The organism is Streptomyces composti (assembly GCF_012034205.1).
In the GTDB taxonomy this organism is placed as follows: Bacteria; Actinomycetota; Actinomycetes; order Streptomycetales; family Streptomycetaceae; genus Streptomyces; species Streptomyces composti.
Genome location: NZ_JAATEM010000024.1, coordinates 21,357 through 47,565, shown reverse-complemented (window position 1 = coordinate 47,565; position 26,209 = coordinate 21,357). Strand labels below are relative to the sequence as shown.

20 protein-coding genes are annotated in these 26,209 nt (G+C 73.3%); 13 read left to right on the top strand and 7 right to left on the bottom strand.

The annotated features are described in order from the left end of the window. A complete protein-coding gene (locus tag HCJ93_RS20080; RefSeq protein ID WP_167997133.1) occupies window positions 1-1,764 on the top strand; it encodes a pyridoxal phosphate-dependent aminotransferase in 1,764 nt (587 codons plus the stop codon). A 387-nt stretch (window positions 1,765-2,151) separates the two neighbouring features. Here the strand turns inward: HCJ93_RS20080 and HCJ93_RS20075 are convergent, their stop codons facing one another. Both HCJ93_RS20075 and HCJ93_RS20070 read right to left on the bottom strand, forming a co-directional pair. Beyond that, window positions 2,152-3,204, bottom strand: a complete 1,053-nt coding sequence (locus HCJ93_RS20075) for a hypothetical protein (RefSeq protein WP_167997132.1) — start codon at window positions 3,202-3,204, stop codon at window positions 2,152-2,154. Window positions 3,205-3,405: 201 nt separating this feature from the next. After that, window positions 3,406-4,062 carry a DUF4360 domain-containing protein gene (locus HCJ93_RS20070; RefSeq protein ID WP_167997131.1) on the bottom strand — a complete coding sequence of 219 codons (657 nt, stop codon included), beginning with the start codon at window positions 4,060-4,062 and terminating at the stop codon, window positions 3,406-3,408. Between the two features lie 270 nt (window positions 4,063-4,332). Here HCJ93_RS20070 and HCJ93_RS20065 point away from each other — a divergent pair, with 270 nt between their 5' ends. Next, window positions 4,333-7,140: a glycoside hydrolase family 35 protein gene (locus HCJ93_RS20065; RefSeq protein ID WP_167997130.1), complete on the top strand. Its 2,808-nt coding sequence runs from the start codon at window positions 4,333-4,335 to the stop codon at window positions 7,138-7,140. Window positions 7,141-7,156: 16 nt separating this feature from the next. Here HCJ93_RS20065 and arfA read toward each other — a convergent pair whose 3' ends face one another. Further along, window positions 7,157-8,671 (bottom strand): arabinosylfuranosidase ArfA, encoded by a 1,515-nt coding sequence (gene arfA, locus HCJ93_RS20060; protein WP_167997129.1) that lies wholly within the window; start codon window positions 8,669-8,671, stop codon window positions 7,157-7,159. 228 nt (window positions 8,672-8,899) lie between these two features. Here arfA and HCJ93_RS20055 point away from each other — a divergent pair, with 228 nt between their 5' ends. The 10 genes from HCJ93_RS20055 to HCJ93_RS20010 all read left to right on the top strand — a co-directional run bounded on the left by HCJ93_RS20055 (window position 8,900) and on the right by HCJ93_RS20010 (window position 21,607). Next, entirely contained in the window at window positions 8,900-10,144 is a 1,245-nt protein-coding gene (locus HCJ93_RS20055) for an MAB_1171c family putative transporter (RefSeq protein ID WP_167997128.1), read from the top strand. Between the two features lie 110 nt (window positions 10,145-10,254). Next, window positions 10,255-10,758 carry a toxin gene (locus HCJ93_RS20050; protein ID WP_206317684.1) on the top strand — a complete coding sequence of 168 codons (504 nt, stop codon included), beginning with the start codon at window positions 10,255-10,257 and terminating at the stop codon, window positions 10,756-10,758. Further along, window positions 10,755-12,014, top strand: a complete 1,260-nt coding sequence (locus tag HCJ93_RS20045; RefSeq protein WP_240967720.1) for an MAB_1171c family putative transporter — start codon at window positions 10,755-10,757, stop codon at window positions 12,012-12,014. The genes HCJ93_RS20050 and HCJ93_RS20045 overlap by 4 nt, the downstream gene beginning before the upstream one ends. 49 nt (window positions 12,015-12,063) lie before the next feature. Continuing rightward, window positions 12,064-13,272, top strand: a complete 1,209-nt coding sequence (locus HCJ93_RS20040) for an MAB_1171c family putative transporter (RefSeq protein WP_167997126.1) — start codon at window positions 12,064-12,066, stop codon at window positions 13,270-13,272. Beyond that, window positions 13,262-14,665, top strand: coding sequence for an FAD-dependent oxidoreductase (locus HCJ93_RS20035; protein ID WP_167997125.1), 1,404 nt, complete (start codon window positions 13,262-13,264; stop codon window positions 14,663-14,665). Before HCJ93_RS20040 ends, HCJ93_RS20035 begins: the two co-directional genes overlap by 11 nt. 212 nt (window positions 14,666-14,877) lie before the next feature. Further along, window positions 14,878-16,002, top strand: coding sequence for a LacI family DNA-binding transcriptional regulator (locus HCJ93_RS20030; RefSeq protein WP_309141458.1), 1,125 nt, complete (start codon window positions 14,878-14,880; stop codon window positions 16,000-16,002). A gap of 106 nt (window positions 16,003-16,108) precedes the next feature. Further along, window positions 16,109-17,386, top strand: a complete 1,278-nt coding sequence (locus HCJ93_RS20025; protein ID WP_167997123.1) for an extracellular solute-binding protein — start codon at window positions 16,109-16,111, stop codon at window positions 17,384-17,386. After that, entirely contained in the window at window positions 17,383-18,483 is a 1,101-nt protein-coding gene (locus tag HCJ93_RS20020; protein ID WP_167997122.1) for a carbohydrate ABC transporter permease, read from the top strand. Before HCJ93_RS20025 ends, HCJ93_RS20020 begins: the two co-directional genes overlap by 4 nt. After that, complete coding sequence (locus HCJ93_RS20015; RefSeq protein WP_167997121.1) at window positions 18,480-19,406, top strand: carbohydrate ABC transporter permease; 927 nt, start codon at window positions 18,480-18,482, stop codon at window positions 19,404-19,406. Before HCJ93_RS20020 ends, HCJ93_RS20015 begins: the two co-directional genes overlap by 4 nt. A gap of 62 nt (window positions 19,407-19,468) precedes the next feature. Continuing rightward, window positions 19,469-21,607, top strand: a complete 2,139-nt coding sequence (locus HCJ93_RS20010) for an amylo-alpha-1,6-glucosidase (RefSeq protein WP_167997120.1) — start codon at window positions 19,469-19,471, stop codon at window positions 21,605-21,607. Between the two features lie 26 nt (window positions 21,608-21,633). Here HCJ93_RS20010 and HCJ93_RS20005 read toward each other — a convergent pair whose 3' ends face one another. The 4 genes from HCJ93_RS20005 to HCJ93_RS19990 all read right to left on the bottom strand — a co-directional run bounded on the left by HCJ93_RS20005 (window position 21,634) and on the right by HCJ93_RS19990 (window position 24,876). Beyond that, entirely contained in the window at window positions 21,634-22,503 is an 870-nt protein-coding gene (locus tag HCJ93_RS20005; protein ID WP_167997119.1) for an SMP-30/gluconolactonase/LRE family protein, read from the bottom strand. Next, complete coding sequence (locus HCJ93_RS20000; RefSeq protein WP_167997118.1) at window positions 22,500-23,273, bottom strand: IclR family transcriptional regulator; 774 nt, start codon at window positions 23,271-23,273, stop codon at window positions 22,500-22,502. Before HCJ93_RS20000 ends, HCJ93_RS20005 begins: the two co-directional genes overlap by 4 nt. A 214-nt stretch (window positions 23,274-23,487) precedes the next feature. After that, complete coding sequence (locus tag HCJ93_RS19995) at window positions 23,488-24,720, bottom strand: PucR family transcriptional regulator (RefSeq protein ID WP_167997117.1); 1,233 nt, start codon at window positions 24,718-24,720, stop codon at window positions 23,488-23,490. A 3-nt stretch (window positions 24,721-24,723) separates the two neighbouring features. Next, window positions 24,724-24,876 (bottom strand): hypothetical protein, encoded by a 153-nt coding sequence (locus HCJ93_RS19990; protein ID WP_167997116.1) that lies wholly within the window; start codon window positions 24,874-24,876, stop codon window positions 24,724-24,726. A 203-nt stretch (window positions 24,877-25,079) separates the two neighbouring features. On the opposite strand from HCJ93_RS19990, the gene pgfA reads away from it, so the two are divergent. After that, the gene (pgfA, locus tag HCJ93_RS19985; RefSeq protein ID WP_167997115.1) at window positions 25,080-26,075 is read left to right on the top strand and encodes a cell envelope lipid trafficking protein PgfA; all 996 of its coding nucleotides are present in this window, start codon (window positions 25,080-25,082) and stop codon (window positions 26,073-26,075) included. Window positions 26,076-26,209: the final 134 nt, after the last annotated feature.

The window sequence follows — 26,209 nt, the reverse complement described above, 5'->3', positions numbered from 1 at the left end:
TTGGCCGACAACGTCACCTCGCTGTTCCGCACCACCGCGGCGCACAGCCCGTCGATGGCGGCGCTGACACGGGAGAGCGACGGGGCCGGCCCGGTGGACTTCTGCATCCCCTGCAACCCGTACTTCCCCACCCCGGCCATGTTCGAGGAGATGGCGGCCCGGCTGCGGGAGATCATCACCTTCTACCCGAGCAGCGCCGACACCATCACCGCCGAACTGTGCAGTCTGCTGCTGCTGCCGCCGCAGTGCGTGGCCATGGGCAACGGCTCCACGGAGCTGATCACCTGGATCGACCATCTGCTGGTCCGCGAGTCGCTCGCCGTGCCGGTGCCCACCTTCGGCCGCTGGACCGACCAGCCGATGGAGACCGGCAAGCGGGTCGACATGTTCCCGCTGCAGGAGTCCAGCGGCTTCGCCCTGGACCTCGCCCAGTACGCCGAGTTCATCCGGGCGCGCGGCACCCGGGTCGCCGTCATCTGCAACCCGAACAACCCCGACGGCGGCTTCCTGCACAAGCACGCCATCGTGCAGTTCATGGACGCCATGGCCGACCTGGACCTGGTGGTGATCGACGAGAGCTTCCTGGAGTTCGCCGACGCGGAGGCGGAACCCAGCGTGGTCCAGGAGGCGATGCTGCGGCCCAACGTCATCGTGCTGCGCAGCCTCGGCAAGAACTTCGGCCTGCACGGCATCCGCTTCGGCTACCTGGTCGCCAACCCCGCGCTGGCCGGCCGGGTGCGCTCCATGCTGCCCAAGTGGAACCTCAACTCCTTCGCCGAGCACGTGGTGTTCATGCTGAAGGAGCACCAGGCGGAGTACCAGCAGAGCCTCCACCAGGTGCGCCGGGACCGGATGGACATGTCCGGCCAGCTCTCCGCCCTGCCGGGCCTCACGGTCTACCCCTCGCAGGGCAACTTCCTCTTCGTGCGCCTCCCGGTCGGCGCCGAGGGCACCGTGGTCCGGGACCGGCTGCTCACCGAGCACCGCATCCTGGTCCGCGAGTGCGGCAACAAGATCGGTTCCTCCAGCCGCTTCCTGCGGCTCGTGGTGCGCCCCCAGGTGGACGTGCGTCGCCTGGTGTCCGGCCTGGAGCAGGTGCTCTACGGGACGTCCAGGAGGGGAGCCGCCGTGCCCGAGCCGTCCACGGGGACCGGCTACAGCTCGGGCACGGCGGCGGTGGACCGCCTGGTGAGCGAGACCAACGGGGGAGGCATGCGGGCGCTCACCTCCCAGACCGCCGGTGCCGGCGCCCAGGGACTCGCCGCCGCCCCGGCCGCCGGCACCGGCATGCCGCTCCCCGCCGCCGCGTCCGCCGCCCCCGCGGGCGCGAGCGACGGGATGCCGATGCCGGCGGCAGCCTCCATGGGCTCCGGCCGCGCGGCCTCCTCCGCCGCCCAGGGCCCGCAGAGCTCTCAGGGCGCACAGGGCATGCAGGGTTCTCAGGGCACGCCCCAGCCGTACCCCCAGCAAGGCACCCCCCAGCCGGCCGTCCCGCAGCCGGTGCCCCAGCCCGCGCCGCAACCGGCACCCCAGCCGGTCCCGGAACCCGTCCCCGCCGCGGCCCAGTTCCCCGCTCCGGCCCCGCTGCCCACCCCTGCCCAGACCGCGCCCCCGACGGGCCTCACCCCGCCCGGCGTCCCGGCCCGCGGCGGCCTGACCGCCGCCCAGGTCCGCGGCACCAACGGTCTCACCCCGGCCCCGGCCGGCGGCTGGCCGGGCGCCCAGCAGCGGCCCGACGCGGGCATGGGCCAGCAGGCGGGCTGAGGACGCATCCCGCTCGGCAGCCCAGGTGGCCCGGCCGCGGCCCGCCGGTCCGGCTGACATCCCCCCAGGGGGGACAACGCCCCGGCCTCAGCTGCGACGTCCCGCCTCGACCCCGGCCAGCGCCGTCCCGAGAAGGACGTGGGCGGCGAGGGCCAGGACGGGTATGTGAGGTGGCGCCGGCCGACGTTGCGGCGGCCCGCATCTCCTGGCTGAGCTTCGGAGCGAGCTCGTCGTTCAGCCACGGTGCCTCCTCGGTTCCGATGCCGCCGGGAATGCACTGGCCGTTCCCGGACAGCAGCGGCGGGCAGCCCACGAGGCAGATCCTGGCCTGCGGCGCACGGGCCTTGATCTGGTCCCTGATCGGTGCGTCGCGTGAGCGCACGGGGATCACGTGTGCGCCGCTTCACCGTCGGCTGCCCGGTCGAGCAGCGCGCCGAGGATCACGGGCGCGTCGCGCCTCCGGCAGGCGATGAGGACCTGCTGCTCACCGTCGCGGCACTCGATGACCACGCCGTTCAACTTGTAGGTGCCGGGCCAGGCATCGGGGTCCTCGCCGAGGCGCCAGCCTCGTACCCGCTCCACCCTGAGGGTGGCCGGCAGTTCGGCGCGGGCGACCCGGCCGGTCGGGTCCGGGGTGGTGGCGGGCGGGCCGTCGCCCAGGACCAGCAGGTCGCAGCCGTAGCGGCGGTAGGGCACGTCGCCGTGGACCGACGCGCTCACCATGACGCGGGAGGCCGGGACGACAGGGACGATGTCCTTCGTGTCGTCGGCCCCGCGGACCCGCCGCCACACCCGCCAGTAGGTCAGCGCACCGATCCCGGCGGAGAGCGGTATGCCGCAGGCGGCGACCAGCAGCACGTCGCGGACCCCGTCACCGGCCGCGCTCGAGAAGAAGGCGACGGTGCCCTCCACGAAGCCCGCCGTCCACACCGCGCCGGGCATCAGCGTGTGCCGTCCCCTGGGGGCGGTCGGGTAGCGGTAGCGGTAGTACCAGCCGGACCACAGCAGCAGCACGCCCACGGGCACCAGGCCCAGCCCGATGCCGAGGGGCATCCGCCAGTCGCCGATGGGGGATTCGTGCGTCTGCTGGGTGACGCCCTCGAAGGTCACCGCGCGGATCTCGCCGCGCCAGTACTCGACGGTCACCCGGTCGCCGGGCCGCACCCGCCCGTAGATGTCGTCGCCGACGTCACTCATCCGCAGCCGCCGCTCGTCGCCGCGCTCGGTGACGTGCAGCCAGTGCCGGGTGCTCTTGCCCCGGGTCTCGTCGACCTTCGCCTCCACCCTGGCCGGCACGGAGACCGGCCGCGCGGCCCGGTACGCGCGCTCCTCGGCCTGATGGTCCGGCACGGTGCCGAACAGCCAGGCGCAGAACAGCAGCAGGCCGACGCCGAGGCCGACGGGTATCGCCGCGGCCCACGCCCGGACCGTTCTTTGCACGCCGTACCTCCCACCGTCGCACTGCCGTTCGGCGAGAGAGACGCTACGGGAACGGCAGCCCCTCGCGTCAGCCCGGCGCACGGCAGCACCGGGCTCCTGCGGTTGCCGGGTTCCGGCAAGGAGAGGCACAGGAGAGGGAGGGGCGGGGGCGGCCCGCCGGGTGCCGGCGGCGGGCCGCCCGTCAGGGGGCGGGGGGCCGGGTCACTTCTTCTTGCCGGGGCACTCCTTCCAGGCGAGGTGGTAGATGGTGCTGATGTCTCCGTCGGTGGAGTCCATCGTCATGAAGCTGACCTTGTCGCGGGCCGTGCCCGCGTTGACTCTCAGCTCCGTGTTGATGTTGAAGTTGCGCTGGACGCCGCAGGGGGCCCACACCAGCTGGGCCCAGTCGGTCTCGTCGGTGGCCTGCCAGTTGTTCTCGAGAGGGCCGGAGAAGGGGTGGCTGCGGTACTCGGTGTTCGGTGAGCCCTGGAAGTAGTACGAGGCTCTCTGGGTGCCGGTCGCTCCCTTCTGGAGGGAGGCGAAGCCTCGGTAGTCGGCGCTGGCGACGGCGTAGGTGAACCCCTGCGGGACGTGGACGATCAGGCTGAGCTGGCAGTTCTTGCGGAAGGCGGTCGGCGGCGAGTCCCCGCCGGCCTGGGCGAGGTAGTCGCTGTAGGTGACCGTGAACGCCGTGTTGTCCTCGGAGACGGCGACCGCGGTGGTGCCCTGGGGGCAGCCGGAGCCGTTCACCGTGGCGACCTTGATGACGATCTTGTCCGGCGGCGGGTCGACGAAGCCGGAGGACGGGTTGTGCGCGGGCAGCGCGGCGGTGAGCAGCGCGGACGCCGCCGCAGCCGTCAGGAGCAGGCCGGTTGCCATGGGGTCTCCATCCAGTAGGTGGGGGGTGAAGTCACGCAGACGCTCCCGGACTTCGTGAAGGAGGCATGAAGACACTGTGAAGGCCGGGAGCGGTGGCATCGTATGAAGGGCCGGGAGGGGCGGACAGAGCCAACTCCGGCCATTCACTTCGCACTCGGCATCCCAGGGTGAAACGGGCGTTTCGGTTGCCCCGTTGTGAACGGCGGCCGGCCCGTTCGGGGACAATGACCCACCAGCACCCCGTGTGGCACCGCAGCAGGAGGCGCTCCCTTGGAGCTCAGCAGGCGAACTTTCACCGCTCTGGCCGGGACGGCGGCGCTCGGTCTCGCGCTGGCCGGCAGCGGCGGGGCGGCGACCGGCCCCCGCACGGCGCGTGTCGTGCCCACGGGCCCGCCGCCCGCCGCGCCGGGCGCGGACGGCAGGCGGCACCGGGTCGGGCACGACCGGTACTCGCTGCTGGTCGACGGACGCCGCCTGGTGCTGTGGTCGGCCGAGGTGCACTACTTCCGCCTGCCCAGCCCGTCGTTGTGGCGGGACGTGCTGCAGAAGCTGCGCGCGCTGGGGCACAACGCGATCACCGTGCCGGTCGCCTGGAACCACCACTCCCCCGCGCCCGGCGTCCACGACTTCACCGGTGTGCGCGATCTGGACCTGTTCCTGCGCACGGCGGCCGAGGAACGTCTCTACGTGGTGCTGCGCCCCGGCCCCCGCCTGGAGACCGCCGACCTGGACGGGGGCGGCCTTCCGGGCTGGCTCTCGGTGGAGGCGGGCCGGGCGCGGGCCGCCGACCCGGCGTATCTGCGGCACGCCGACGCGTGGCTGAGCGCCGTGGACGCCATCGCCGTACGCCATCTGTACACCGCGGGCGGCGGCACGGTGCTGCTGTACGAGGTGGAGGACGCCGCCGACGAGGCGGTCCGCGAGCATCTGGCGCGCAAGGTGCTCGGTGACCGGATCGATGTGCCGCTGCTCCGGCGGGGCGGCGGGCTGGAGCGGCTGTGGGTGCCGGAGGCGGTCCGGACCGGGCGGCCGGACGCCTGGGGCGGCCAGGTGTCCGCGAAGCGGGACGCGCGGGACGTGCGCCGCACCGCGCTCGACCAGCTCGCCGACGGGGTCGGCGTGCACACCCTCCGGATGGGCTTCGGAGGCACCTCCTGGGGCTGGCTGCCCGGACCCGGCGTCTGCACCTCCTACGACTACGGCGCCCCGCTCGACGAGGCCCGCCGCCTCACGCCCGGGGCCGCCGCCGGGCACCAGCTCGGGCATCTGCTGCGCACCGTCCCCGACCTGGCCCGGCTGGGACCGGCGCGGCGAGTGACGGCGACGGACGAGCGGCTGACGGTGCGCCGGCTGAGCAACCCCGACACCGGCGCCCGGTTCTACGTGGTGCGCAACGACTCCGCCGAGCAGGTCACCGCGGAGCTGCCGGACACCGGCATCGAGGTGCCGGTCACCGTGGCGGCCGGCGACACCAAGCTGCTCGCCTCCGGTGTGAGGATGGGGCACCGCAAGGTCGCCTACACCACCGCGCAGCCCATGATGAGCCTGTCCGTCGGCCGTCAGGACATCGCGGTGTTCGCCGGCCGCAAGGGCGAGACGGCCCAGCTCGCCCTGGACTGCGAGACCATGCCGACCACCACCCGCATGGACCCGGAGCCCGCCTGGTCCTTCCACCGGGGCCGGCTCACCGTGGTGGTGCCGCTGGGCGTGGGCGGACCGTCCCGGGTCCTGGTGGAGGGCGGCGACTCCGACACGCCCATGCTGCTGGTGTTCGCCGACGACGCGACCGCCCTGCGGCTGTGGCCCCGCGAGACCCCGTCCGGCTCCCTGCTGGTCTACGGCCCCGCCCTGCTGCGCGAGGCCACCGTGCGCGGCTCGACCCTGCACCTGACCGGTGACGTGGTGGGCGAGACGGGTCTGGAGGTGTGGGCGCCGCGCGGGGTCAGCGCCGTCACCTGGAACGGGCAGCCGCTGCGCACCCGGCCCGGCCGCACCGGCAGCCTGGTCCTGGAGGGGCTGATGCCGGCCGCGCCCGAGGTCGCCCTGCCCGTGCTGGACCGCTGGCGGCGGCGCACCGAGAACCCGGAGGCCCGGCCGGACTTCGACGACTCCGACTGGCCCGCCGCCGACCGCACCTCCAGCCGGACCGGTACGCCTGTGCCCGAGGGCGGCCCGGTGCTCTTCGCCGACGACTACGGCTTCCACTACGGGGACGTCTGGTACCGGGGCCGCTTCGAGGACGCGGGCACGGTGGAGTCGGTGGCCCTGTCCTACGCCGGCGGGGCGCAGGGGCTGCTGATGGCCTGGCTGGACGGGGAGCCGCTGGGCACCCACCGCATGCCCGGGCCGGACGCCGGGCCGGACGCCGGGCCGGACGGCCGCGGCCACCGGACGGCCACCGCCCGCTTCGAGGTGCCGGGACGGCTGCGCACGCCGGGCACCCATGTGCTGTCGGTGCTGGTCCGCCCGATGCAGCGGGCGGGCGAGGAGGCGGCCGAGGGCGCCTCGGGGGCGGCCCGCGGGCTGATGTCCGTCGAGTTCAAGGGCGCCGCCCCGTCGGTGAGCTGGCGCATCCAGGGCGCCGCGAAGCCCGACCGGGTGCGCGGGCCGCTGAACAACGGCGGTCTGTACGGGGAGCGCCGGGGCTGGCATCTGCCCGGGTACGGCGACGGCGACTGGAAGTCGGTGAAGCTGCCGCGGGAGCGGGAGCAGGAGGAGCGGCGGCAGGGGGTGACCTGGTACCGGACGCGGTTCCGGCTGTCGGTGCCGAAGGATGTGGACACCTCGGTGGGCCTGGTTCTGAACGACGACCCGGAGCGCGCCTACCGGGTGCAGGTCTTCCTCAACGGCTGGAACCTCGGCCAGTACATCAACGACGTGGGGCCCCAGCACACCTTCGTCCTGCCCAACGGCATCCTGCGCACCCGGGGCTCCAACACCCTGGCGCTGGCGGTCCTGGCGGACGGGACCACACCGGCGGGCCCGGGCGAGGTCCGGCTGACGCTGCTCGGCACGGCGAGGGGAGGCGTCCCGGTGACGGCCGTGGAGTCTCCCGGTGCGCCCGGCTCCGCCGGCTGACCGGGCGCACCCCGGTTCAGGCGAGCCGGATCATGTTCCAGGACAGCGGCTCCAGTTCGGCGGTGAGCCGGCCGTCCGCGACAGAGGTGCCATGGACCTGGTGCGGGACGACCCGCTCGGGGTCGTCGCGGGTGTTGCACGCATCGGGGTCGGCGTCGGCGAGGGCGCTGTGCTCGACGACGGTGGTCAGCCCGAGGCCGTCCAGCGCCGCCTGGAGGGGCAGCGGCTCGGTGCGGCTGCGGTTGACGGCGAAGACGGTGACCGTTCCGTCGTCCGCGCGCACCGCCGTGGCGTACAGCAGGTCCGTCTCGCCGTAGCGGGCGGTGTCGTGGACGGGTGAGTCCACGCGCACGTCGAGGACCTCGCCGCGGCCGTGGCGGGAGGCCTGCGCGAACGGGAAGAAGGTGGTCTGCCGCCAGGCGGGACCGCCGGGCTCGGTCCTGATCGGGGCGATGACGTTGACCAGCTGCGCCAGGCAGGCGATGGTGACGCGGTCCGCGTGCCGCAGCAGGGCGATCAGCAGCGACCCGACCACGACGGCGTCGGTGACGCTGTAGGTGTCCTCGAGGAGCGGCGGGGCATCGGGCCAGTCCTGAGGTGCCGAGGTGGCCGCCTGCTGCTGCCAGCGGGACATGTACCAGACGTTCCACTCGTCGAAGGAGAGGTTGATCCGCTTCCTGGACTTCAGCCGCGCGCCGATGTGGTCGCAGGTGGCCACGACGCCCTCGATGAAGGACTCCATGTCGGACGCCGAGGCGAGGAAGGAGTCGATGTCGCCGTCCTGCGGCTCGTAGTAGGCGTGCAGGGAGATGAAGTCGACCAGCTCGTAGGTCTCCGCCAGGACCGTCGCCTCCCACTCGGCGAACGTGGGCATCGACCGGCCCGAGGACCCGCAGGCGACCAGTTCCACGCCGGGGTCGAGCTGCCGCATCGCGCGGGCGGTCTCGGCGGCGAGACGCGCGTACTCGGCGGCGGTCTTGTGCCCGGTCTGCCAGGGGCCGTCCATCTCGTTGCCCAGACACCACAGCCGGATGCCGTAGGGGTCCTTGTCGCCGTGGGAGACCCGGAGGGCGGACAGCGCGGTGCCGCCGGGATGGTTGGCGTACTCCTGCAGCTGCAGGGCCTCGGCCACGCCGCGGGTGCCGAGGTTCAGCGCCATCATGGGCTCGGCCCCCGGGCCCAGTTCGCGCATGAAGCACATGTACTCGGCCAGTCCGAAGCGGTTGGTCTCGGTGGAGTGCCAGGCGAGGTCCAGCCGCCGGGGGCGGTCCTCCACGGGGCCGACCGAGTCCTCCCAGCGGTAGCCGGAGACGAAGTTGCCGCCGGGGTAGCGGATGGCGGTGACACCGAGTTCGCGCACCAGGGCGAGCACGTCCCGGCGCAGCCCGGCCTCGTCGGCGGTGGGGTGGCCCGGCTCGTAGATGCCGGTGTAGACGCAGCGGCCGAGGTGTTCCACGAAGGAGCCGAAGAGCCGGGGGCTGACCCGCCCGACGGTGAAGGCGGGGTGGAGGGTGAGGCGGGCGGTACGCATCTGCGCCTTTCGAAAGGTCGGTCGGACAGGGCGGGCCGGGCGGCGCTCCGCACCCATGACGTTCGGTATTCCGTACAGTGCACGTGACTTCGAACGACAGGACCGTAAGGAGGACGGAGCAGCAGGTCAATGGTTCGGACAAGAAGACGGACGCGCCTGACGCGCGCACGTCCATGCGCGTAGTCTCGAACGTCCCTGTGGACAACGGGACATGAGAGCGAGGGCGCGATGGAGTTCGCGGACGCGGCCTTGGGCCCGGCGTCGTTCCTCAGCGAGTTCTACACGTCGTTCTGGTGGATCCCGGCCGGCGTCCTGGCGGCCGCCCTGGCCATCAAACTGCCCACCATCATCCGGCTGTGGAACGACCCGCTGCTGCGCGCGGTCGGCGGTCTTCTGCTGCTCGCCTGCGCCGTGTTCGTCTTCGTCGCGCCCTCGACCATCGTCTGGGTCAACCGTGTCACCGGCGTGCCGAACATCGCGGCGCCCTGGGTGTACTCGCTGCTCACCGCGTTCTGCGCCTGCTGCCTGGTGCTGATCATCGCCTGGCGCAACGGGCTGTCCGACCACTCCGCCTCGACCCGCCGCACCACGCGCTGGGTGCTGTGGTCCTACGGCGGTGTCATCGTCGCCCTGTGGGTGCTGTTCGCCCTCGCGGACGTCCCGGTGGAACGCACCCGGGACCTCGACACCTACTACGCCAACACCCCGTTCATGCGCGAGGAGATCCTGCTGTACCTCCTCGCCCACACCACCGCGGCGCTCATCACCTCGAAGCTGATCTGGAACTGGATCCGCACCGACGGCCTGGACGCCTGGCTGCGCGGCGGGCTGAAGTTCCTGGGCGCCGGCTACGCGCTCAACCTGGGCTTCGACGCGGCCAAGCTCACCGCGGTCACGGCCCGCTGGACCGGGCACGACCTGGACTGGCTCAGCCTGGACGTGGCGCCCGCGCTGGCCTGCGCGTCGGCGGTCTCGATCGCGGTCGGCTTCATCCTGCCGCACGCCGGCCAGTATCTGCACGAACGCTGGTGGATCCGGCTGGTCCACCACCAGCTGCGGCCCCTGTACCTGCTGATGAAGCAGGTGAACGGCAGCGGGGTGCCGTTCACCTGGCGCTCCAGCCCCGAACTGCGGCTGACCCGGCGCGAGACCTTCATCCGGGACGTGCTGCTGCCGCTGGCCCGGCACATCGACGAGTCCCTGCACCGGCGGTGCCACGAGGCCGCGCTCGGCCTGGGGTTCGCCCCGGAGCGGGCCAAGGCGCTCGCGGCGGCGGTGGCGATCCTGGACGCCGTGGACCGGCGCCCGCGGGCGGACGGCGGCGACGGGGAGGACAGCCGGGACACCACCGAACTGCTGCTGGAGATCGGCGCCGTGTCACGGGAGTTGCGCCGCCCGGACGACATCCGGGCGGTGCGGGCCGCGGCCGGCGCGGTGAAGGAGCCCGCACAGCCCGCGGTGGTCACCGAGTGAGGCCGGGCACCGGGGGCGGTGGCAGGATCGGGACCGGAGTTGGCATATTGCACGGGTGACCGAGCGGCGCCCAGCGGAACAGGGAGACAGCGGTGCGTACCAGGAAGGAGATGCGTCGTCTCGCTGACGCCCTCATCGACCCCATCCAGGTGCGGGTCCCGGCCGATCCCGAGGTGCTGTTCGAGGAGCTGGTGAAGTCCGTCAGCGCCTGGCGGGGCCGTGAAGTCGTCGTCCACCGGGCCAAGTTCCCGCCGCACACCGCGAGCGGGCTGTGGCTGGAGCGGGAGCACCACGACGACGTGGTGGTGGACGAACGGGCGGCCGTCTGGCACCAGATCGTGATCCTGTGCCACGAGGTGTGGCACATGAACCGCCGCTCCGCCGAGCCGCGTGCCGGCCAGGCGGAGCGACCGGTGGCCGCCCGCACCGACTTCAGCCTGGCCGAGGAGCAGGAGGCCGACCGGTTCGGCATGCTGATGGGCCGTCGGCTGCGCACCTGGCTGGACGCCTCCGCCGTACCGGATCCCGCGGCACGGACCGGTGACGGCGACGACCCGCAGGACCTCGCCGGACGCATCGGCGCGGCGCTCAACTACCGCGGGACCAAGAGATGAGCGGCCTGATCAACTACCTCAGCTGCTCGGCCCTGTGGCTCGGCCTGCTGGTGAAGGCCCCGGACCTGCTGCGGCACCGCCGTGACCCGTATCTGCGGGCCATCTGCGGGGTGCTGGGCCTGGCGGGCCTGTGCTTCTTCCTCGGCGCGCCGCCCACGGTCGGCGTGATCAACCGGCTCAGCGGCACGCCGAACCTCGCCGCGCCGCTGACCTACGCGGCGATCACCGCGTACGCGGCGGCGTCCCAGGTGCTGGTGGTGTACTGGCGCGGCGGTCCCCGGGTGCACCGCACCGCGCGGCGCTGGATCACCGCCTACTCCGGTGTGATCCTCGGCATCGCGGTGCTGTTCGCCCTCGGCGACGCGCCTCAGGAGCGCCGTACGGACCTGGACACCTACTACGCGACCACGCCGTTCCTCGCCCAGATGATCGTGCTGTACCTGGTGGCCCATCTGGTCGCGGCGAGCGTCACCTCGGTGTGCTCCCTGCGCTGGGCGGGCCGGGTGCGGGGCGGGCTGCGCCTCGGACTGACCCTGCTCGGGTCGGGCTCGCTGTGCGGGGCCGGGTACAGCGTCTGCAAGCTCACCGCGGTGACCGCCGTCTGGACCGGGCGGGACTGGTCGGCGCTCGGCACCACGGTGTCCCCGGCGGCCGCCGGCCTCGGTGCCCTGCTGACGGTGGTCGGGGTGCTGGTCCCGCTGCTCGCCCCCGCGCTGGCGGAGGCCCGGCAGGCGAGGCGGGCGTATGCCCGTCTGGCGCCGCTGCAGAAGGTCCTGGAGGAGATGCTGGTCCGGCGCCGGCTGCGGCTGCCCCGGCCCCGGTTCGCCTCCCCCGTCACCCGTCTGGTGTGGCGGCAGACCAGCATCCACAACGCGCTGAGCCACCTGGACGTCTACTTCGACCCCGGTCTGTACGAGCGGACCCGCCGGGAGGTGCTCGACGCCACGGGCGAGCCGGAGCGGGCCGAGGCCGCCGCCTGGGCGGCGGTGATCACGGCGGCGGTGCGGGAGGAGGCCGGCGCCGGGCGGGCAGCGCCCCGTCCCGGCGGCCGTGCGCTGGGCCGGGTGCCGGGGCCTGCCCTCCTGGCCCGGGTGGCCGACGCGTTGGCCCACCCGGCCGGGCCCGGTGGGCCCGCGTCCGGTGCACCCGGCGGCGCGCAGGCCGCCGTGCCGTCGCCCTCGCCTGCGGATCCGGCCTCCCCCTCCCCCGCGCCCTCGGGCGGCATGCCGAGCGTCACGACCACGGGTGCCGGATGATGCGCACGGTCAGGGCCGGCCGCCGCCCGGCGGAGAGGAGCCGGCCGGCATGAGTCTCGTCGTGTACCTCGCCGCGGTGGTGTTCGGCATGTCCGCCGTGCTGCTGTACCGCCCCAGCACGGTGCTGCGCAATCCGCTCAACCTGTCCACCTGCGTGGCGATCGTGCTGGGCTCCCTGGTCTTCGTGTGCGCCGCGCCGCCCACCCTGTCCGCGGTCAACTCCCTCACCGGCACCCCCAACTTCGGTGCACCGCTGACCTACGGCATGCTCTCCGCGTACAGCTGCAGCATGCTGGTGCTGCTGATCAACTGGCGCGGCGGCCCCCGCTCCCTGGTGCGGCGCATGGTGCTGCGCAGCATCGCCGCCTACGGGCTGCTGGTGCTGGCCATCGTGGTGCTGTTCGCGCTCGCCGACGCGGACACCGAGCGGCTGCGGGACCTCGACACCTACTACGCCGACACCCCGTTCATGCGGGAGATGATCCTGCTGTACCTGGCCGGGCACAGCGCCGCGATGCTGGCGGTGTGCCTGGTGTGCCTGAAGTGGGCCCGCGAGGTCACCGGTCTGCTGCGCACCGGGCTGCGTCTGATCCTGGTGGGCGTACTGCTGGACCTGGTCGGCTTCCAGCTGACCAAGTACACGGCGGTCGTGGCGCGTTGGGCACATCACGACCTGGACTTCCTGTCCACCGACGTGGCCCCGCCGATGGCGTCGCTGGGCGCGCTGGTGTGCTCGGCGGGGTTCATGCTGCCGCGTCTGGTGCCTGCGGTCCGGGCGCAGTGGCAGGCGCGGCGCGACCACCGGCGGCTCGCCCCGCTGTGGAGGCTGGTGCGCTCGGCGTCCACCGCCCCGAGACCGCCCGCCGCCTGGTGGCAGCTGCCCCAGGCCCGGCTCCAGTGGCGCGAGGTGTCGATCCACGACGCCCTGCTCACCCTGGCGCCGTACTTCGACCACCGGGTCCGTGAGCGGGTGCGGGACGCCGCCCTGAGCGCGGGCCGCTCCCCCCACGAGGCCCGTCTTCAGGCGGAGGCGGCCATGCTGGCCGACGCCGCGCGCCGGGCCGCCGCACGCGAGCAACCACCGGAGACCGGCCGCAGCTACCGGCTGCACGCCACCGAGGTCCCGGGCCCGAGCGGGCTGGTGGAACTGGCCCGGGCCCTGGACCGCCTGCCCCCCGCATCCGCCGCGCCCGAAGGCGCGGTACCGCCGCCCATGGCCGGAACCATGGCAGAACCCGAGGAGCCCCATGTCGCGTAGAGCTGTCGTGATCGGTGCCGGACTGGCCGGGATGCTGGCCGCGGCCGTCCTGTCCGATGCCGGTGTGGACGAGGTGATCGTCCTGGACCGCGACGAGCTGCCCGACCAGCCGGGACACCGCCGGGGCCTGCCACAGGGGCGGCACGCTCATCTGCTGATGGCCGGCGGCATCGCGGCCATGGAGGAGCTGGTACCGGGGGTGCGCAAACGGCTGCTCGCGGCCGGGGCGCACGAGATACCCCTCAACTCGGGCATGCTCGCGCTCACCTCGGAGGGCTGGCTGCGCCGCTTCAAGCGGGAGGGGCCGGTGATGCTCACCTGCAGCAGGGCGCTGGTGGACTGGGTGGTGCGCACCGCGGTGCTGGAGCAGACCCGGGTGGAGATACGCCGGGCGGCGGCGGTGGGGCTGACCGGCACCGCGCAGCGGGTGACCGGGGTGCGGACCGCGGCGCCCGGGGAGGAGGAAGACCTCGAGGCGGACCTGGTGGTCGACGCGAGCGGGCGCGGCACCCGGATCGTCCCCTGGCTGGAGAGGCTGGGGATCACCGGCATACGGGAGCGGACCGTGGACTCCGGTCTGGTCAACGCCACCCGCATCTTCCGCACCCCGAAGGGCGCGGAGAAGTTCCCGCTGACCGTCCTGCACGCCGACCCGTTCGCCCGGCGACCGGGCCGCAGCGGGATGGTCATGCCGATCGAGGACGGCCGGTGGATGGTCAGCTGCGGCGGCACCCGGGGCGGTGAGCCGCCCGCGGACCCGGAGGGCTTCCTGCGCTACACCCTCGCCCTGCCCGACCCGGTGGTGGGCCGGCTGATCTCCGGTGCGGAGCCGCTGACGGACGTGCATCTGAGCCGCTCGACCAGCAATGTGCGCCGCTACCTGGAGAAGTCGGCGCGCTGGCCGGAGCGCCTGGTGGTCATCGGGGACGCGCTCGGCACTTTCAACCCGGTGTACGGGCAGGGCATGTCGGTGGCCGCGTTCGGCGCGCAGGTGCTCGGCCGCGAGCTGGCGCGCGGCGGCCCGGACGCGCCCGGTCTGGCCCGGCGGGTGCTGCGCGGGGCGGCCCGGCCGGTGGAGACGGCCTGGTCCATGGCGGTCGGGCAGGACGTGCTGTATCCGGGGGTGCGCGGCGGCCGGCCGACCGCGGCCGACCGGCTGGTGACCGCGTACACGCGCCGCATGATGCGGGCGGCCACCGGCTCCTACGCCGCGGCCTCGGCGCTCTGGGACGTCACCAGCATGCGCACGCCGCCCACCCGCATGTTCCATCCGGGCGCGGTGCTGGCCGCCCTCCTGGGCTCCCCGCTGCCGCCGTCGACCGAGCCGCCGCTGACGGCGGGCGAGCGCGAGCTGCTGCGCGCCCTGGACCGCACGGGGCTGCCGGGCGTCTAGAACTGAGGAACCATCAGGCGGATAGTGCCGCTCCGGAGCAAGGGGGCGGCACCTTCCGTCGTCCCGGCCGGCCCGCCCCGGGGTGACGGAGGCTTCCGCTCCAGGGCCACGGAAACGTCTGCGGCGAGGTCACGGACATCGTTGTGCCACCGCCTCTTGAACGATCCAAAACGAGGCACTAGCGTCCCCGATTGGATCGATCAAATCGATCCGTGCGATCAGATCGAGGAGGCGGCGTGGCGCGGGGAACGGGTCCGATACGGGCGACTCTGTCCGATGTGGCGGCGCGGGCCGGAGTGTCACGGCAGACCGTTTCCAATGTGCTGAACACGCCCGAGGTGGTACGGCCGGCGACCCGGGAGCGGGTGCTGCGGGCCGTGGCCGAACTCGACTACCAGCCCAACACCGCGGCCCGCCGGCTGCGCACCCACCGCTCCCATGTGCTCGGGCTGCGCATGCCGGAGGTGGGCGACGGCGTCAGCGGCGAGATCCTCGACCGCTATCTGCACGCCCTCGCCAAGGAGGCGCAGCGCGCCGGGATGCGCATCATGCTGTTCGCCGCGGACGACGAGGAGGCCGAGATCCGGGAGTACCGGACGCTGCTGGCCACCGCGGGGCTCGACGGGTTCGCCCTGACCCACACCTACCCGGGCGACGGGCGGGTGCGCTGGCTGCGCGAACACCGGGTCCCGTTCGTCACCTTCGGCCGTCCCCGGGGCGAGCAGGACGACCCGCCCGGGGCGGAGCCTCACCCCTGGGTCGACGTCGACGGGTACGCCGGTACGCGGATGGCGACCGAGCATCTGCTGGAACTCGGCCACCGCCGCATCGGGTTCCTCGGCTGGCCGGACGGTTCGGGACCGGGCGACGACCGGCGGGCCGGCTGGTACGCCGCGCTGCGGGCGGCGGGGCTGTCCGAGGGCGCCCCGGAGGAGCGGACCGAGGAAGGGGTGTCGCCGGGTACCGGGGCGGCGGCCCGGATGCTCGCCGACCCTGCCGTCACCGCGCTGGTGTGTGTCAGTGACTCGCTGGCCCTCGGCGCGCTGGCCGCCGCCCGCGATCTGTCCCTCACCGCGCCGGACCGGCCGCCCGTCGCCGTCACCGGCTTCGACGACACCCCCGTGGCCCGGGCGGTGGGGCTGACCAGCGTCGCCCAGCCCGTGGAGGCCGTCGCCGCCCGGACCGTGGAGCTGCTGCTCGCCCAGATCCCCGGCGCCGCCCGGCCCGCCTCGCCGGGCGCGGGCGTCGGCCGCGGCGGCCGGAGGGACCAGGAGCGGTCGTCGTTCCTGGTCACGCCCCGGCTCGTGGTCCGCGAGTCCAGCCGTCCGGCCCGCTGAGGACGGCACCACAAGAGCGGCTTCCGCTCCCTTCGCCCACCCCGATCCACCGCCCCCGGCAGCACGGCGGCAGAGCCGCCTGCCGTTGCACCGAAGGAGTCTCACGATGTCACCGCTGACCTTCCGCCCAGCGCAGCAAGCCGAACGGCCGGGCCGAGGGGTGGGGCGCCGCGCCCTGCTCACGGGTGCGGGCGCGGCCGCCGCGCTCGGTGTCACCGGCTGCGGCACCGGCTTCCGCGACAGTCCCGCCGGCAGTGGCGGCGGGCAGTCCGGCGGCCCGCTGCGGGTGCTCATCGGCTCCAGCGGTGACGCCGAGACCAGGGCGGTACGGGCGGCGCTCGCCGACTGGTCGAAGAGGTCGGGCATCGAGGCGAGGCTGAGCGTGGCGGCCGACCTGCCCCAGCAGCTCAGCCAGGGCATGGCCGCCGGTTCCCCGCCGGACGTGTTCTACATCGCCCCGGAGGAGTTCGCGGCCTACGCCGGCAACGGCTCCCTGGAGCCGTACGGGGCGCGGATGTACGACGACTTCTATCCCTCGCTGCTGGAGTCCTTCCGGTACGAGGGCAAGCTGGTCTGCGTACCCAAGGACTCCTCCACGCTGGCGCTGTTCATCAATGACGAGCTGTGGCGCAGGGCCGGGCTGACCGCGAAGGACTACCCGGGCACCTGGGACGAGCTGCACGCCGTGGCCAGGAGGCTCAGCTCCGGCAGGCGCGCCGGGCTCACCTTCGATCCGCAGTGGCAGCGGGTCGGCGCGTTCATGGCGCAGGCCGGCGGACATCTCGTGGACCGGCGCGGCCGGGCCGATGTGGACACCCCCGAGAACGAGAAGGCCCTCGCCTTCGTCAAGGAGATGCTGGCGTCCAAGGCTCTGGCCTACCCGGGTGCGCTGGACGCCGGCTGGGGCGGTGAGGCCTTCGGCAACGAAAGCGCGGCCATGGCCGTCGAGGGCAACTGGACGGTCGGCGCCCTCGCCAACGACTTCCCGGACCTGAAGTACACCGTGGTGCCCCTGCCGAAGGGGCCCGAGGGCCCCGGCACACTGCAGTTCACCAACGGCTGGGGCGTGGCGGCGGACTCCGCGAACACCACGGCCGCCGTGGACCTGGTCCGCTATCTCGTCTCGGCGAACGCCCAGATGACGTTCGCGAAGAAGCTGGGCTTCATGCCGTCGATCGAGCTGCTCGACGAGCGCTGGCGCAAGGAGTTCCCCAAGCAGTCGGCCTTCCTCGACGGCGTCCCGTACGCCCAGGGCGTGCCGCCGGTGAAGGGCATCAAGGAGGTGCTCGCGGAGTTCGGCGCGGAGCTGGAGGGACTGGCCGGCAAGAAGCCGAAGGACATCCTGCGTTCGGTGCACTCCGCCCTGAAGGCGGTCACCGGATGAGCGGCATCCGTCTCCCCCGGCGCAGGCGGAGCATCCACAGCGGGCAGGCGGCCGCGGGCTGGCTGTTCATGGCCCCGGCGATCGTGCTGCTCGGGCTGTTCCTCGTGATCCCCATCGCCATGGCCCTGTGGGTGAGCGTGTCCGACTGGGGCGGCCGCGGCAACCCGTTCACCGGCGCCGCGCACTTCGTCGGCGGCCGCAACTACGCCGAGCTGCTGACCGGTGACGGCCTCGCCCGGCGCGACTTCGCCACCTCGCTGCGGAACAACGCCTACTACGTGCTGCTCGTCGTCCCCCTGCAGACGGTCGTCGCCCTCGGGCTGGCCGTCCTGGTCAACCGCAAGGTGCTGCGCGGCCGGGGACTGGCCCGCACCGCCTTCTACTTCCCCTCGGTGACCAGCTCGGTGGCGATCACCGTGGTGTTCCTCTTCCTGTTCACGGCGTCCGGAGCGGTGAACCGGCTGCTGGGCTACCTCAGCATCGAGGGACCCAACTGGATCAACGACCCGCGCGGGGTGGTGCACCTGGCGCTGAGCGCCGTCGGCGTGGACTCCCCGCCCGCGGCGCTGCGTTCGCCCGTGCTCGGCCTCGACGTGTGGGACTGGCTGTCCGGTCCCAGCGTGGCCATGTGCGTGTTCATCGTGCTCGCGGTGTTCACCACCTCGGGCACCTTCATGCTGCTGTTCCTCGCGGCGCTGCAGAACATCTCCGCCGAGGTGGAGGAGTCGGCGCAGGTCGACGGGGCCACCGCCTGGCAGCGGCTGCGTCACATCACCGTTCCGATGCTCCGGCCGACTCTCTTCACCGTGATCACCCTCGGACTGATCGGCACCTGGCAGGTCTTCGACCAGATCTACACCGGCAGCCAGGGCGCCCCCGGCAAGACCACGCTCACCCCCGCCTACCTGTCCTACGAGGCGTCCTTCACCTCGCAGGAGTGGGGCCGCGGCGCCGCGATCGCCTTCCTGCTGTTCGCCATCATCGTGGTGATGACCCTGCTGCAGCGCATGGTGCTGCGCGAACGCGACACCGGCGGGCGGCGGCCGCGGCGGCTGCGCCCGTCCGCCACCGCGCCGAAGGGCGGTGAGCAGGCATGAGCTTCGTTCCCGCGCAGACCGTTTCCGAGCAGGCGGCAGTGGAGCAGCCCGTGGCCGGGAAGGCCGGCTCCGGGAAGGCTCGGCGTGGCCGTGCCGCACGGCACAAGGCCGCGTCCTTCGCCGGCGGTCTGCTGCTGCTGGTGCTCGCCCTCGCCTATGTCTCCCCGTTCCTGATATCGGTCGCGACGTCCTTCAAGACCACGGCGGACGCCACCGCGCATCCGCTCTCCCTGGTCCCCGAGACCGTCACCACGGCCGCCTACCGCAAGCTGTTCCTCAACTCCGACTTCCCGCTCTGGTTCGCCAACTCGGCGGTGGTCACGGTCGCGGTGACGGCCGGCCGGGTGCTGCTCGACTCCCTGGCCGGCTACGCGCTCGCGCGGCTGCCGTTCCGCGGCCGCGGGGTGGTGTACGCCGCGCTGGTGGCGGTGATGGCGGTGCCGAGCGTGGTGCTGCTGATCCCCCGCTTCCTGGTCATCAACAGCCTGCAGATGTACGACTCGTACGCCGGGCTGATCGTTCCGCTGCTGGCCGACGCCGCCGGGATCTTCATCATGAAGAACTTCTTCGAGTCGATCCCGCCCAGCGTGGAGGAGGCCGCACGGATGGACGGCGCCGGTCCGTTCCGGGTGTTCTGGTCGGTGGTCCTGCCGATGGCCCGCCCGGCGCTGATCACCATTGTGATCCTCTCCTTCCAGGGCTCCTGGAACGAGCTGTCGCACTTCATCACGGCCTCGCAGAGCCCGGAGCTGTTCACCCTCACCAAGGGCGTGGCCCAGCTCTCCGCCGGGGCGCTCTCCCAGGGCACGCAGTATCCGCTGAAGCTCGGTGCCGCCGTGGTGATGACGGTTCCCGTCGCCGTCCTGTTCTTCGTCTTCCAGCGCCGCATCATGAACACCGGCGCCGGCGCGGTGAAGGAATGACGGGCACCCCGGCTCTCCCCTCCCCGACCCCGTACCTGCGTACAGATGGGCTGACCCACCTCATGACCGACCAGACCCCCGGGCCCGGCACCCCCGACGAGCCCGCGGCCGGACTCCAGCCGTTCCTGCACGACGCCTGCGTGACCCTGCACGCGCCGAGCTTCACCGTCTCCCGCCCCGACGGCGCGCTGCGGTGCGGCGCCGACGGCTTCTACCACGGCGACCGCCGGGCACTGTCCCGTCTCGAGGTGTCGGCCGGGGACGTCCCGCTGGCCTGGGTGGGCGGCGGCACGGAGGGCGCGGACCGCGCCTCGTTCCGCACGGTGCTGCGTGGCGTCGCCGAGTCCACCCCGGATCCGGCCGTGGTGCTCACCCGGACCCGGACCACCGGTCCGGCCCGGCTCACCGAGACCCTGCGGGTGGTCAACTCCGGCCGGCTGCCCGCCCGGGTGTCCCTCACCGTGACCGCCGGCACCGACCTGGCCTCCATGGAGCAGGTCAAGTCCGGCCGGCGGCGCCCGCTGCGCACCGCCGTCGCCGGGGACGGCGAACTGTGCTGGCCGGAGAGCCGGGCCGGGGCGGACGCCTGCACCGTCCGGCTGGCCGCTTCCGCCCCCGGCGCGCAACTCGACGCCGCCCTGGGGCAGTTCCGCTACGACCTGAAGCTGGCCCCCGGTGAGAGCTGGGAGACCGAGCTGGTGTGCACCGTGGAGAACACCGCGGGCGACCTGTTCCCGGCGCCCCGGGACGGGGCCGCCGTCCCCTGGGCGGCGCCCGGACTGCACAGCCGCGACGGCGCCCTGGACCACTGGGTGCGGCAGGCCCATGCCGACCTGCGGCGGCTGCTGCTGGCCGACCCGGAGGCGCCCGACGACCTGTTCCTCGCCGCAGGGGCGCCCTGGTTCGCCACGCTCTTCGGCCGTGACTCGCTGTGGGCCGCGCGGATGCTGCTGCCGTTCGGCACCGAGCTGGCCGGTTCGACCCTGCGCGTTCTCGCCCGCCGCCAGGGCACAGCGGTCGATCCGCGGACCGAGGAGCAGCCCGGCAAGATCCTGCACGAGGTGCGCGGTGCCGCGCTGACGCTGCCCGGCGACGGCGGCGGACCGGACGTGGAGCTGCCGCCGCTCTACTACGGCACCGTGGACGCCACCCCGCTGTGGCTGTGTCTGCTGCACGACGCCTGGCGCTGGGGTCTGCCCGCCGAGCAGGTCGAGGCGCTTCTGCCGCACGCCGAGGCCGCCCTCGCCTGGATGCGCGACTTCGGTGACGCGGACGGCGACGGCTTCCTGGAGTACGTCGACACCACCGGCAGGGGCCTCGCCAACCAGGGCTGGAAGGACTCCGGCGACTCCATCCGCTTCCGCGACGGCTCCTTCGCCGACGCCCCGGTGGCCCTGTGCGAGGTGCAGGCGTACGCCTACGAGGCGGCCCTGGGCGGCGCGGCGCTGCTGCGCGCCTTCGGGCGGCCCGGCGCCGAGGAGTGGGAGGAGTGGGCCGGACGGCTCAAGTCCCGCTTCCGCGAGGCCTTCTGGGTGGCGGACGAGCACGGCCGTTACCCGGCCGTGGCGCTGGACGGCGCCAAGCGCCCGGTGGACTCCCTCACCTCCAACCTCGGGCATCTGCTGGGCACCGGTCTGCTGGACGAGAAGGAGAGCGCGCTGGTCGTCGCCCGCCTGACCGGGCCCGACCTGGACTCGGGGTTCGGTCTGCGGACCATCTCCGACCGCTTCCCGCGGTACAACCCGCTCGGCTATCACCTGGGCAGCGTCTGGCCGCACGACACGGCGATCGCCGTGCACGGTCTGGCCCGGGCGGGCTTCCCCGGGGAGGCCGCGCAGCTCGCCGCCGGTCTGGTGCGGGCCGCCGCCTCCTTCGACGGGCGGCTGCCCGAACTCTTCGCCGGTTACGGCGCCGACGAGAGCCGTCACCCCGCCCCCTATCCGGCCTCCTGCCGTCCGCAGGCCTGGGCCGCGGGGGCCGCGGCGCTGACCGTGCAGTCGCTGCTCGGTCTGGCGGCGGACGCCCCCGCCGGTGTCCTCACGGTGGCCGCGGAGGTGCCCGAGGCGTTCCGGCCGCTGCGGCTGTCCGGCGTCCGCGTCGGCGGCGCCCCGGTCGGCATCACCGTGACCGCCGACGGGACACCCGAGGTCACGGCACCGGAGGGGATCACCGTGCGCACCGCGCCGTCACGGCTCGGCTGAGGACGCGTCAGACACCCGGGGGTGGTTCATCCGGCGAACGCCGGCTGGGCCACCCCCTTGCCGATGCCCGGGATCACCAGCAGCGACCCGGCCAGCGGGTGCGGGGCGGTCAGGCCCACGCGGGCGGTGGTGACGTACAGGTCGGTGAGACCGGCCCCGCCGAAGGCGCAGGCGGTGACCCGGGGCACGGGGAACGTGAGGGTGCGGTCGAGTGTGCCGTCGGGGGTGTAGCGGCGGACCGCCCCGCCGTCCCACAGGGCCACCCAGACGCAGCCGTCGGCGTCCACGGTGAGGCCGTCCGGGAAGCCGGCGCCCTCCTCGATCTCGGCGAGGGGCCGGCGTCCGGACACCTGCCCGGTCGCCGGGTCGTGGTCGAGCACGTCGATGCGGCGGGTCGGGCTGTCGACGTAGTACATCAGCCGCCCGTCGGGGCTCCATCCGGTGCCGTTGCTGACGGCGACGTCGTCGAGCACCGTGGTGACCTGGCCGTCGGGTGTGATCCGGGACAGGGTGCCGCCGCCCGGGGCCTCGTCGTAGCGCATGGTGCCGGCCCACAGGGAGCCGTCGGGGGCGACGGCGGCGTCGTTGCCGCGGCGGCCGGGCACCACCTCGCGGTGCAGCCAGCGGAAGGTGTCGTCGGGGTCGAGCAGGCCGATGCCGTCGCGCAGGTTGAGGACCAGGCCGCCGCCGGTGCGGGGCTTGGCGGCGCCGATGTGCTGCTCGGTGCGGCGCAGCGTGCGCCGGCCGGTGGCGGGGTCGTAGGTGTGGATGCGGCAGCCGAGGATGTCGACCCACAGCAGGCGGCCCGTGGCCGGGTCCCAGGTGGGGCCCTCGCCCAGGGTGGCCTCCGCGCGGACGGCGACCTCGTATGCGGGGGTGCGGGGTGCGGTGCTCATGCGGCGCTCCGGTGGCCCAGACGTTCGGACAGGTCGGCGGCGCCCTTGGCGGCGAGCTGCTCCAGCTCGGCGCGGCGCTCCTCGCTCCAGCGGCTCATCGGCACCGAGATGGACAGCGCGGCGACCACCTCGCCGGTGCGGCCGCGCACCGGGGCGGCGACGCAGGAGACGTCCGGGTTGGACTCGCGGGTCTCCACGGCGATGCCCCGGGCGCGGATGCCGGCGAGGGCCTCGCGCAGCGCGGCCGGGTCGGTGATGCTGTTCGGGGTCATCGCGGCCAGTTCGGCGCCGTCCGGGATGCGCCCGGTCAGCTCCTCCTCGGGGAGGCTGGCCAGCAGCATCTTGCCCACGGCGGTGCAGTGGGCGGGCAGTCTGCGGCCCGCCGCGGAGACCATGCGCACGGCGTGGGTGGAGTCCACCTTGGCGATGTAGATGACGTCGGTGTCCTCGAGGATGGCCACGTGCACCGTCTCGTCGCAGGTCTCGGCGACGGCCTGGGCGACCTGGCGGCCCTCGGCGGCGAGGTCCAGCTGCTCGGCGTAGCGGGCGCCGAGCTGGTAGGGGCGCACGCCGAGCCGGTAGCGGCCGGGCTGGTCGCTCACCGGGACGAGGTACTTGCGGGCGGCGAGCGTGGTCACCAGTTCGTGCACGGTGGTGCGCGGCAGCTGCAGCTTGCGCACGATCTCGGGGGCGGAGAGCGTGCCGTCCCCGTCGAGGAAGAGCTCGAGTATGTCGAGCGCCCGGGTCACGGCTGGTACGAGGCGTCCCACGACCGGCCCCCTCCTGTGTTCGGCCTGCGTGTTCGAAATGTCAACAGGCGGTCGGAATGGCGAACACAGGCTAACCAGGGCGGGTCGGCCGGGCAATGGGGGTCGCCCACGGACCGGAGCACGAGCTTCCCGGTATCGCTGCGGGTTCGCGTGCCCGGGCGGCGGCGGGCGGCCGGGTCGGCGCGGGACGTCGCGGTGCCGGCGGCCGGGCGGCTCAGCGGCGGACGTCGCCGAGGGCTCCGCGCAGGCGCTGGGCGCGCAGCACCAGTTCCAGTTCGAAGCGGCGGTCCGGGTCGTCGATCTCGTCGCCCCACAGCTCGCGGATCTGCCGCAGGCGGTAGCGGACGGTCTGCGGGTGGACGCCCAGGCGGGCCGCGACCTCGGGGGCGCCGCCGCGGGTCTCCAGCCAGGCCAGCAGGGTCTCGGCGAGGCGCCGGCCGTGGGTGGGACCGCAGTGGGCGAGCGGGGCGAGGCACCGGCGGGCCAGGTCGTCGATGAGTTCCTCGGGCTGGAGCAGCACCAGCGCCTCGGTGTGCTCGGTGCAGTGCAGCACCTCCCCGGACGGCAGCAGGCCGCGCTCCATCAGCCGTACCGCGGCCTCAGCCCAGCGCAGTGACTTGGCCGCGTCGGCGAGCGGCACCGGCGGGCCGATCGCGCCGGACCAGCCGGTGAGTGCCCGGTGCAGCAGTTCGGGCCGGCCGGCGGCGTCCGGTTCGGGTACGACCATGCGGGGCTGCTCGTACTCCATGTCGAGCAGCACGCCCTGGCCGACGGCGGGGGCCATGGCCTCGCGTGCCGGGCGCAGCAGCACTCCGGCGGCGACCTTCTCGGGCAGCGGCCAGCCGATGCGGGCGGCCCGCTCGGCGAGCGCGTCGGTCGGGTCGCCCCGGTGGTGCTCGGCGAGCAGCAGCTCGATCAGCTTGCGCTGCAGCCGCAGCCGTTCCCCGGCCTGCCGGGCGGCGGCCTCCGCGTAGCCGCGCACCGACTGGTCGACGAGCCCGTCGAGGTACTCGTAGCCGGCGTCGACCAGCTCGTACATGGCGGGCGGCGGGATGTCGACGCGCTGGCCGATCTCGGCGAAGCGGCGCCAGGCCAGGCGCACCCCCATCCGGTAGATCGCCTGCAGCGAGTCCAGGGAGCGGCCGTGCAGTCCCTCGCCGCGTCCGAACTCCTGGAACACACCGGGCGGCACGGTGGGCCGGCCCTCGCTGTTCTCCAGGTGCTCGACGAACACCTCGATGGCGCGGCGGATGCCGACCAGGGCCATGGGTTCGCCGTTGTCGTCGAGAACCACGGGCAGGTGCGGGTACTCGCGCTGGATCTCGCTCATGATCTCCTCGGCGAGGTCGGGTGCCTCGGCCATGGCGATCTCGGCGAACCGGCGCACCTGGTGGCGCGGTACCTCGTTCCAGGCGGACCGGGTGGCCAGGGTGCGGGAGGGAGGCACGGCTCAGCTCCCCTGCCCTGCCTGCTCGTAGGTGATCAGGGGTGTGTCGGGCTGGTCGGGCGTGGCCTCCAGCAGCGCCACCGCGCCGAACGCGGCGGCCACGGCCAGGGCCGCACCGAGCGCCACGGTGAGCACCGCGGCCAGCAGTCTGGACATCGCAGGGTCAGCCTCTCTGTCGGGAGGTTCCCCACCCCCGGCACTGTGCCCTCACCTCTGCCAGTCGTGCCCAACAGTGTCGACTTGACATTGACACCCCGTCAAGGGGCGCTTACGGTTCCCGCCCCATACCGCATGCGCACTTTCCCCTCCACGGCGCCGGCCTGACCCGTCGCGCCGTCCCAAGCCTCTGGAGTGCCCGGATGCGCCGTACAGCTTCTCCGTTCTCCCTGGTCATACTGGGTCTCGGCACATTTCTGCTGGTGCTGGCGCCCCTGCTGGCGTGGTACGTGAAACCGCGTGCCGCGGTGAACCCCATCGACATCGACACCACCGCGGTCTACACCGGCCGCGGCAGCGTTTTCGACACCGAGAAGATCGAGACGGTCCCGGACCAGAGAATCACCGTCACCCAGCGGGTGCGCGGCGACGTCGCGGACTCCGAGCGCAGCGGGAACGCCGTGTGGGACGTGGTCACCTCGGTCGACACGGACAAGACCCTGCCGGCGTCCGACCCGCACGACGCGCTGGATCTGAACGTGCACCGCTGGGTGCTGGACCGGAAGACCACCGAGCCGGTGCACTGCTGCGAGGAGAAGCCCTACATCCAGGGCGAGGCCTACCTGAAGTTCCCCTTCGACGTGCAGAAACGCTCCTACCGGTGGTGGGACAACACGCTCGGCAACACGGTGGTGCTGCGCTACCGGGGGACGGAGAAGGTCCAGGGCTACACCGGCTACAAGTTCACCGGGACCGTCCCGCCGACGAAGACCGGGACCCGGCTGGTGCCCGGCAGCATCGTCGGGCAGCCGGACCGGCCGCAGGTGCTGGCCGAGGAGTGGTACGCCAACCACGGCGTGGAGCTGGTCGTGGACCAGGCCACGGGCCGGGTGATCTACGCGCAGACCGGTCCCAGGCGCACCCTGCGCGCCCCGGGCGGGACGAAGGACGCGGCCGTGCTGCTGGACGCCGAGAAGATCGCGTTCACCACCGAGACGCAGCAGGAGGCCGTGCGCCAGGCGAAGCGGGACAGCGGGCAGCTCCGGCTGGTCGGCGTGACGGTGCCGATCGGTGCGGCGGTGGCGGGATTCGTGCTGGCGGTGACCGGCGGGGTTCTGGTGGCACGTGGACGGAAGGCAGACGGAACATCCGAAACGTCTGGAATGTCGGATACGCCCCAGCCGACCCTCACGAAGTGACACAACATCAGGCCGAACAAAGCGGGATTTTGTCACCCCGGTGAGTAGCCGTGGGGAACGTGTGGGCGAAAACTGTCCAATCCCCACCCGAGCACACAGTGCCCCCACCTCACCCTCACCGGTCTGAAACACAC

Bases quoted from the DNA above. Each gene is read 5' to 3' on its own strand.
- HCJ93_RS20010 (WP_167997120.1), top strand. From the start codon at position 19,469: ATGACCGACCAGACCCCCGGGCCCGGCACCCCCGACGAGCCCGCGGCC.
- HCJ93_RS20040 (WP_167997126.1), top strand. From the start codon at position 12,064: ATGAGTCTCGTCGTGTACCTCGCCGCGGTGGTGTTCGGCATGTCCGCC.
- pgfA (WP_167997115.1), top strand. From the start codon at position 25,080: ATGCGCCGTACAGCTTCTCCGTTCTCCCTGGTCATACTGGGTCTCGGC.
- arfA (WP_167997129.1), bottom strand. From the start codon at position 8,671: ATGCGTACCGCCCGCCTCACCCTCCACCCCGCCTTCACCGTCGGGCGG.
- HCJ93_RS20005 (WP_167997119.1), bottom strand. From the start codon at position 22,503: ATGAGCACCGCACCCCGCACCCCCGCATACGAGGTCGCCGTCCGCGCG.
- HCJ93_RS20015 (WP_167997121.1), top strand. From the start codon at position 18,480: ATGAGCTTCGTTCCCGCGCAGACCGTTTCCGAGCAGGCGGCAGTGGAG.
- HCJ93_RS20045 (WP_240967720.1), top strand. From the start codon at position 10,755: ATGAGCGGCCTGATCAACTACCTCAGCTGCTCGGCCCTGTGGCTCGGC.
- HCJ93_RS20050 (WP_206317684.1), top strand. From the start codon at position 10,255: ATGCGTCGTCTCGCTGACGCCCTCATCGACCCCATCCAGGTGCGGGTC.
- HCJ93_RS20035 (WP_167997125.1), top strand. From the start codon at position 13,262: ATGTCGCGTAGAGCTGTCGTGATCGGTGCCGGACTGGCCGGGATGCTG.
- HCJ93_RS20025 (WP_167997123.1), top strand. From the start codon at position 16,109: ATGTCACCGCTGACCTTCCGCCCAGCGCAGCAAGCCGAACGGCCGGGC.
- HCJ93_RS20070 (WP_167997131.1), bottom strand. From the start codon at position 4,062: ATGGCAACCGGCCTGCTCCTGACGGCTGCGGCGGCGTCCGCGCTGCTC.
- HCJ93_RS20020 (WP_167997122.1), top strand. From the start codon at position 17,383: ATGAGCGGCATCCGTCTCCCCCGGCGCAGGCGGAGCATCCACAGCGGG.
- HCJ93_RS20055 (WP_167997128.1), top strand. From the start codon at position 8,900: ATGGAGTTCGCGGACGCGGCCTTGGGCCCGGCGTCGTTCCTCAGCGAG.
- HCJ93_RS19990 (WP_167997116.1), bottom strand. From the start codon at position 24,876: ATGTCCAGACTGCTGGCCGCGGTGCTCACCGTGGCGCTCGGTGCGGCC.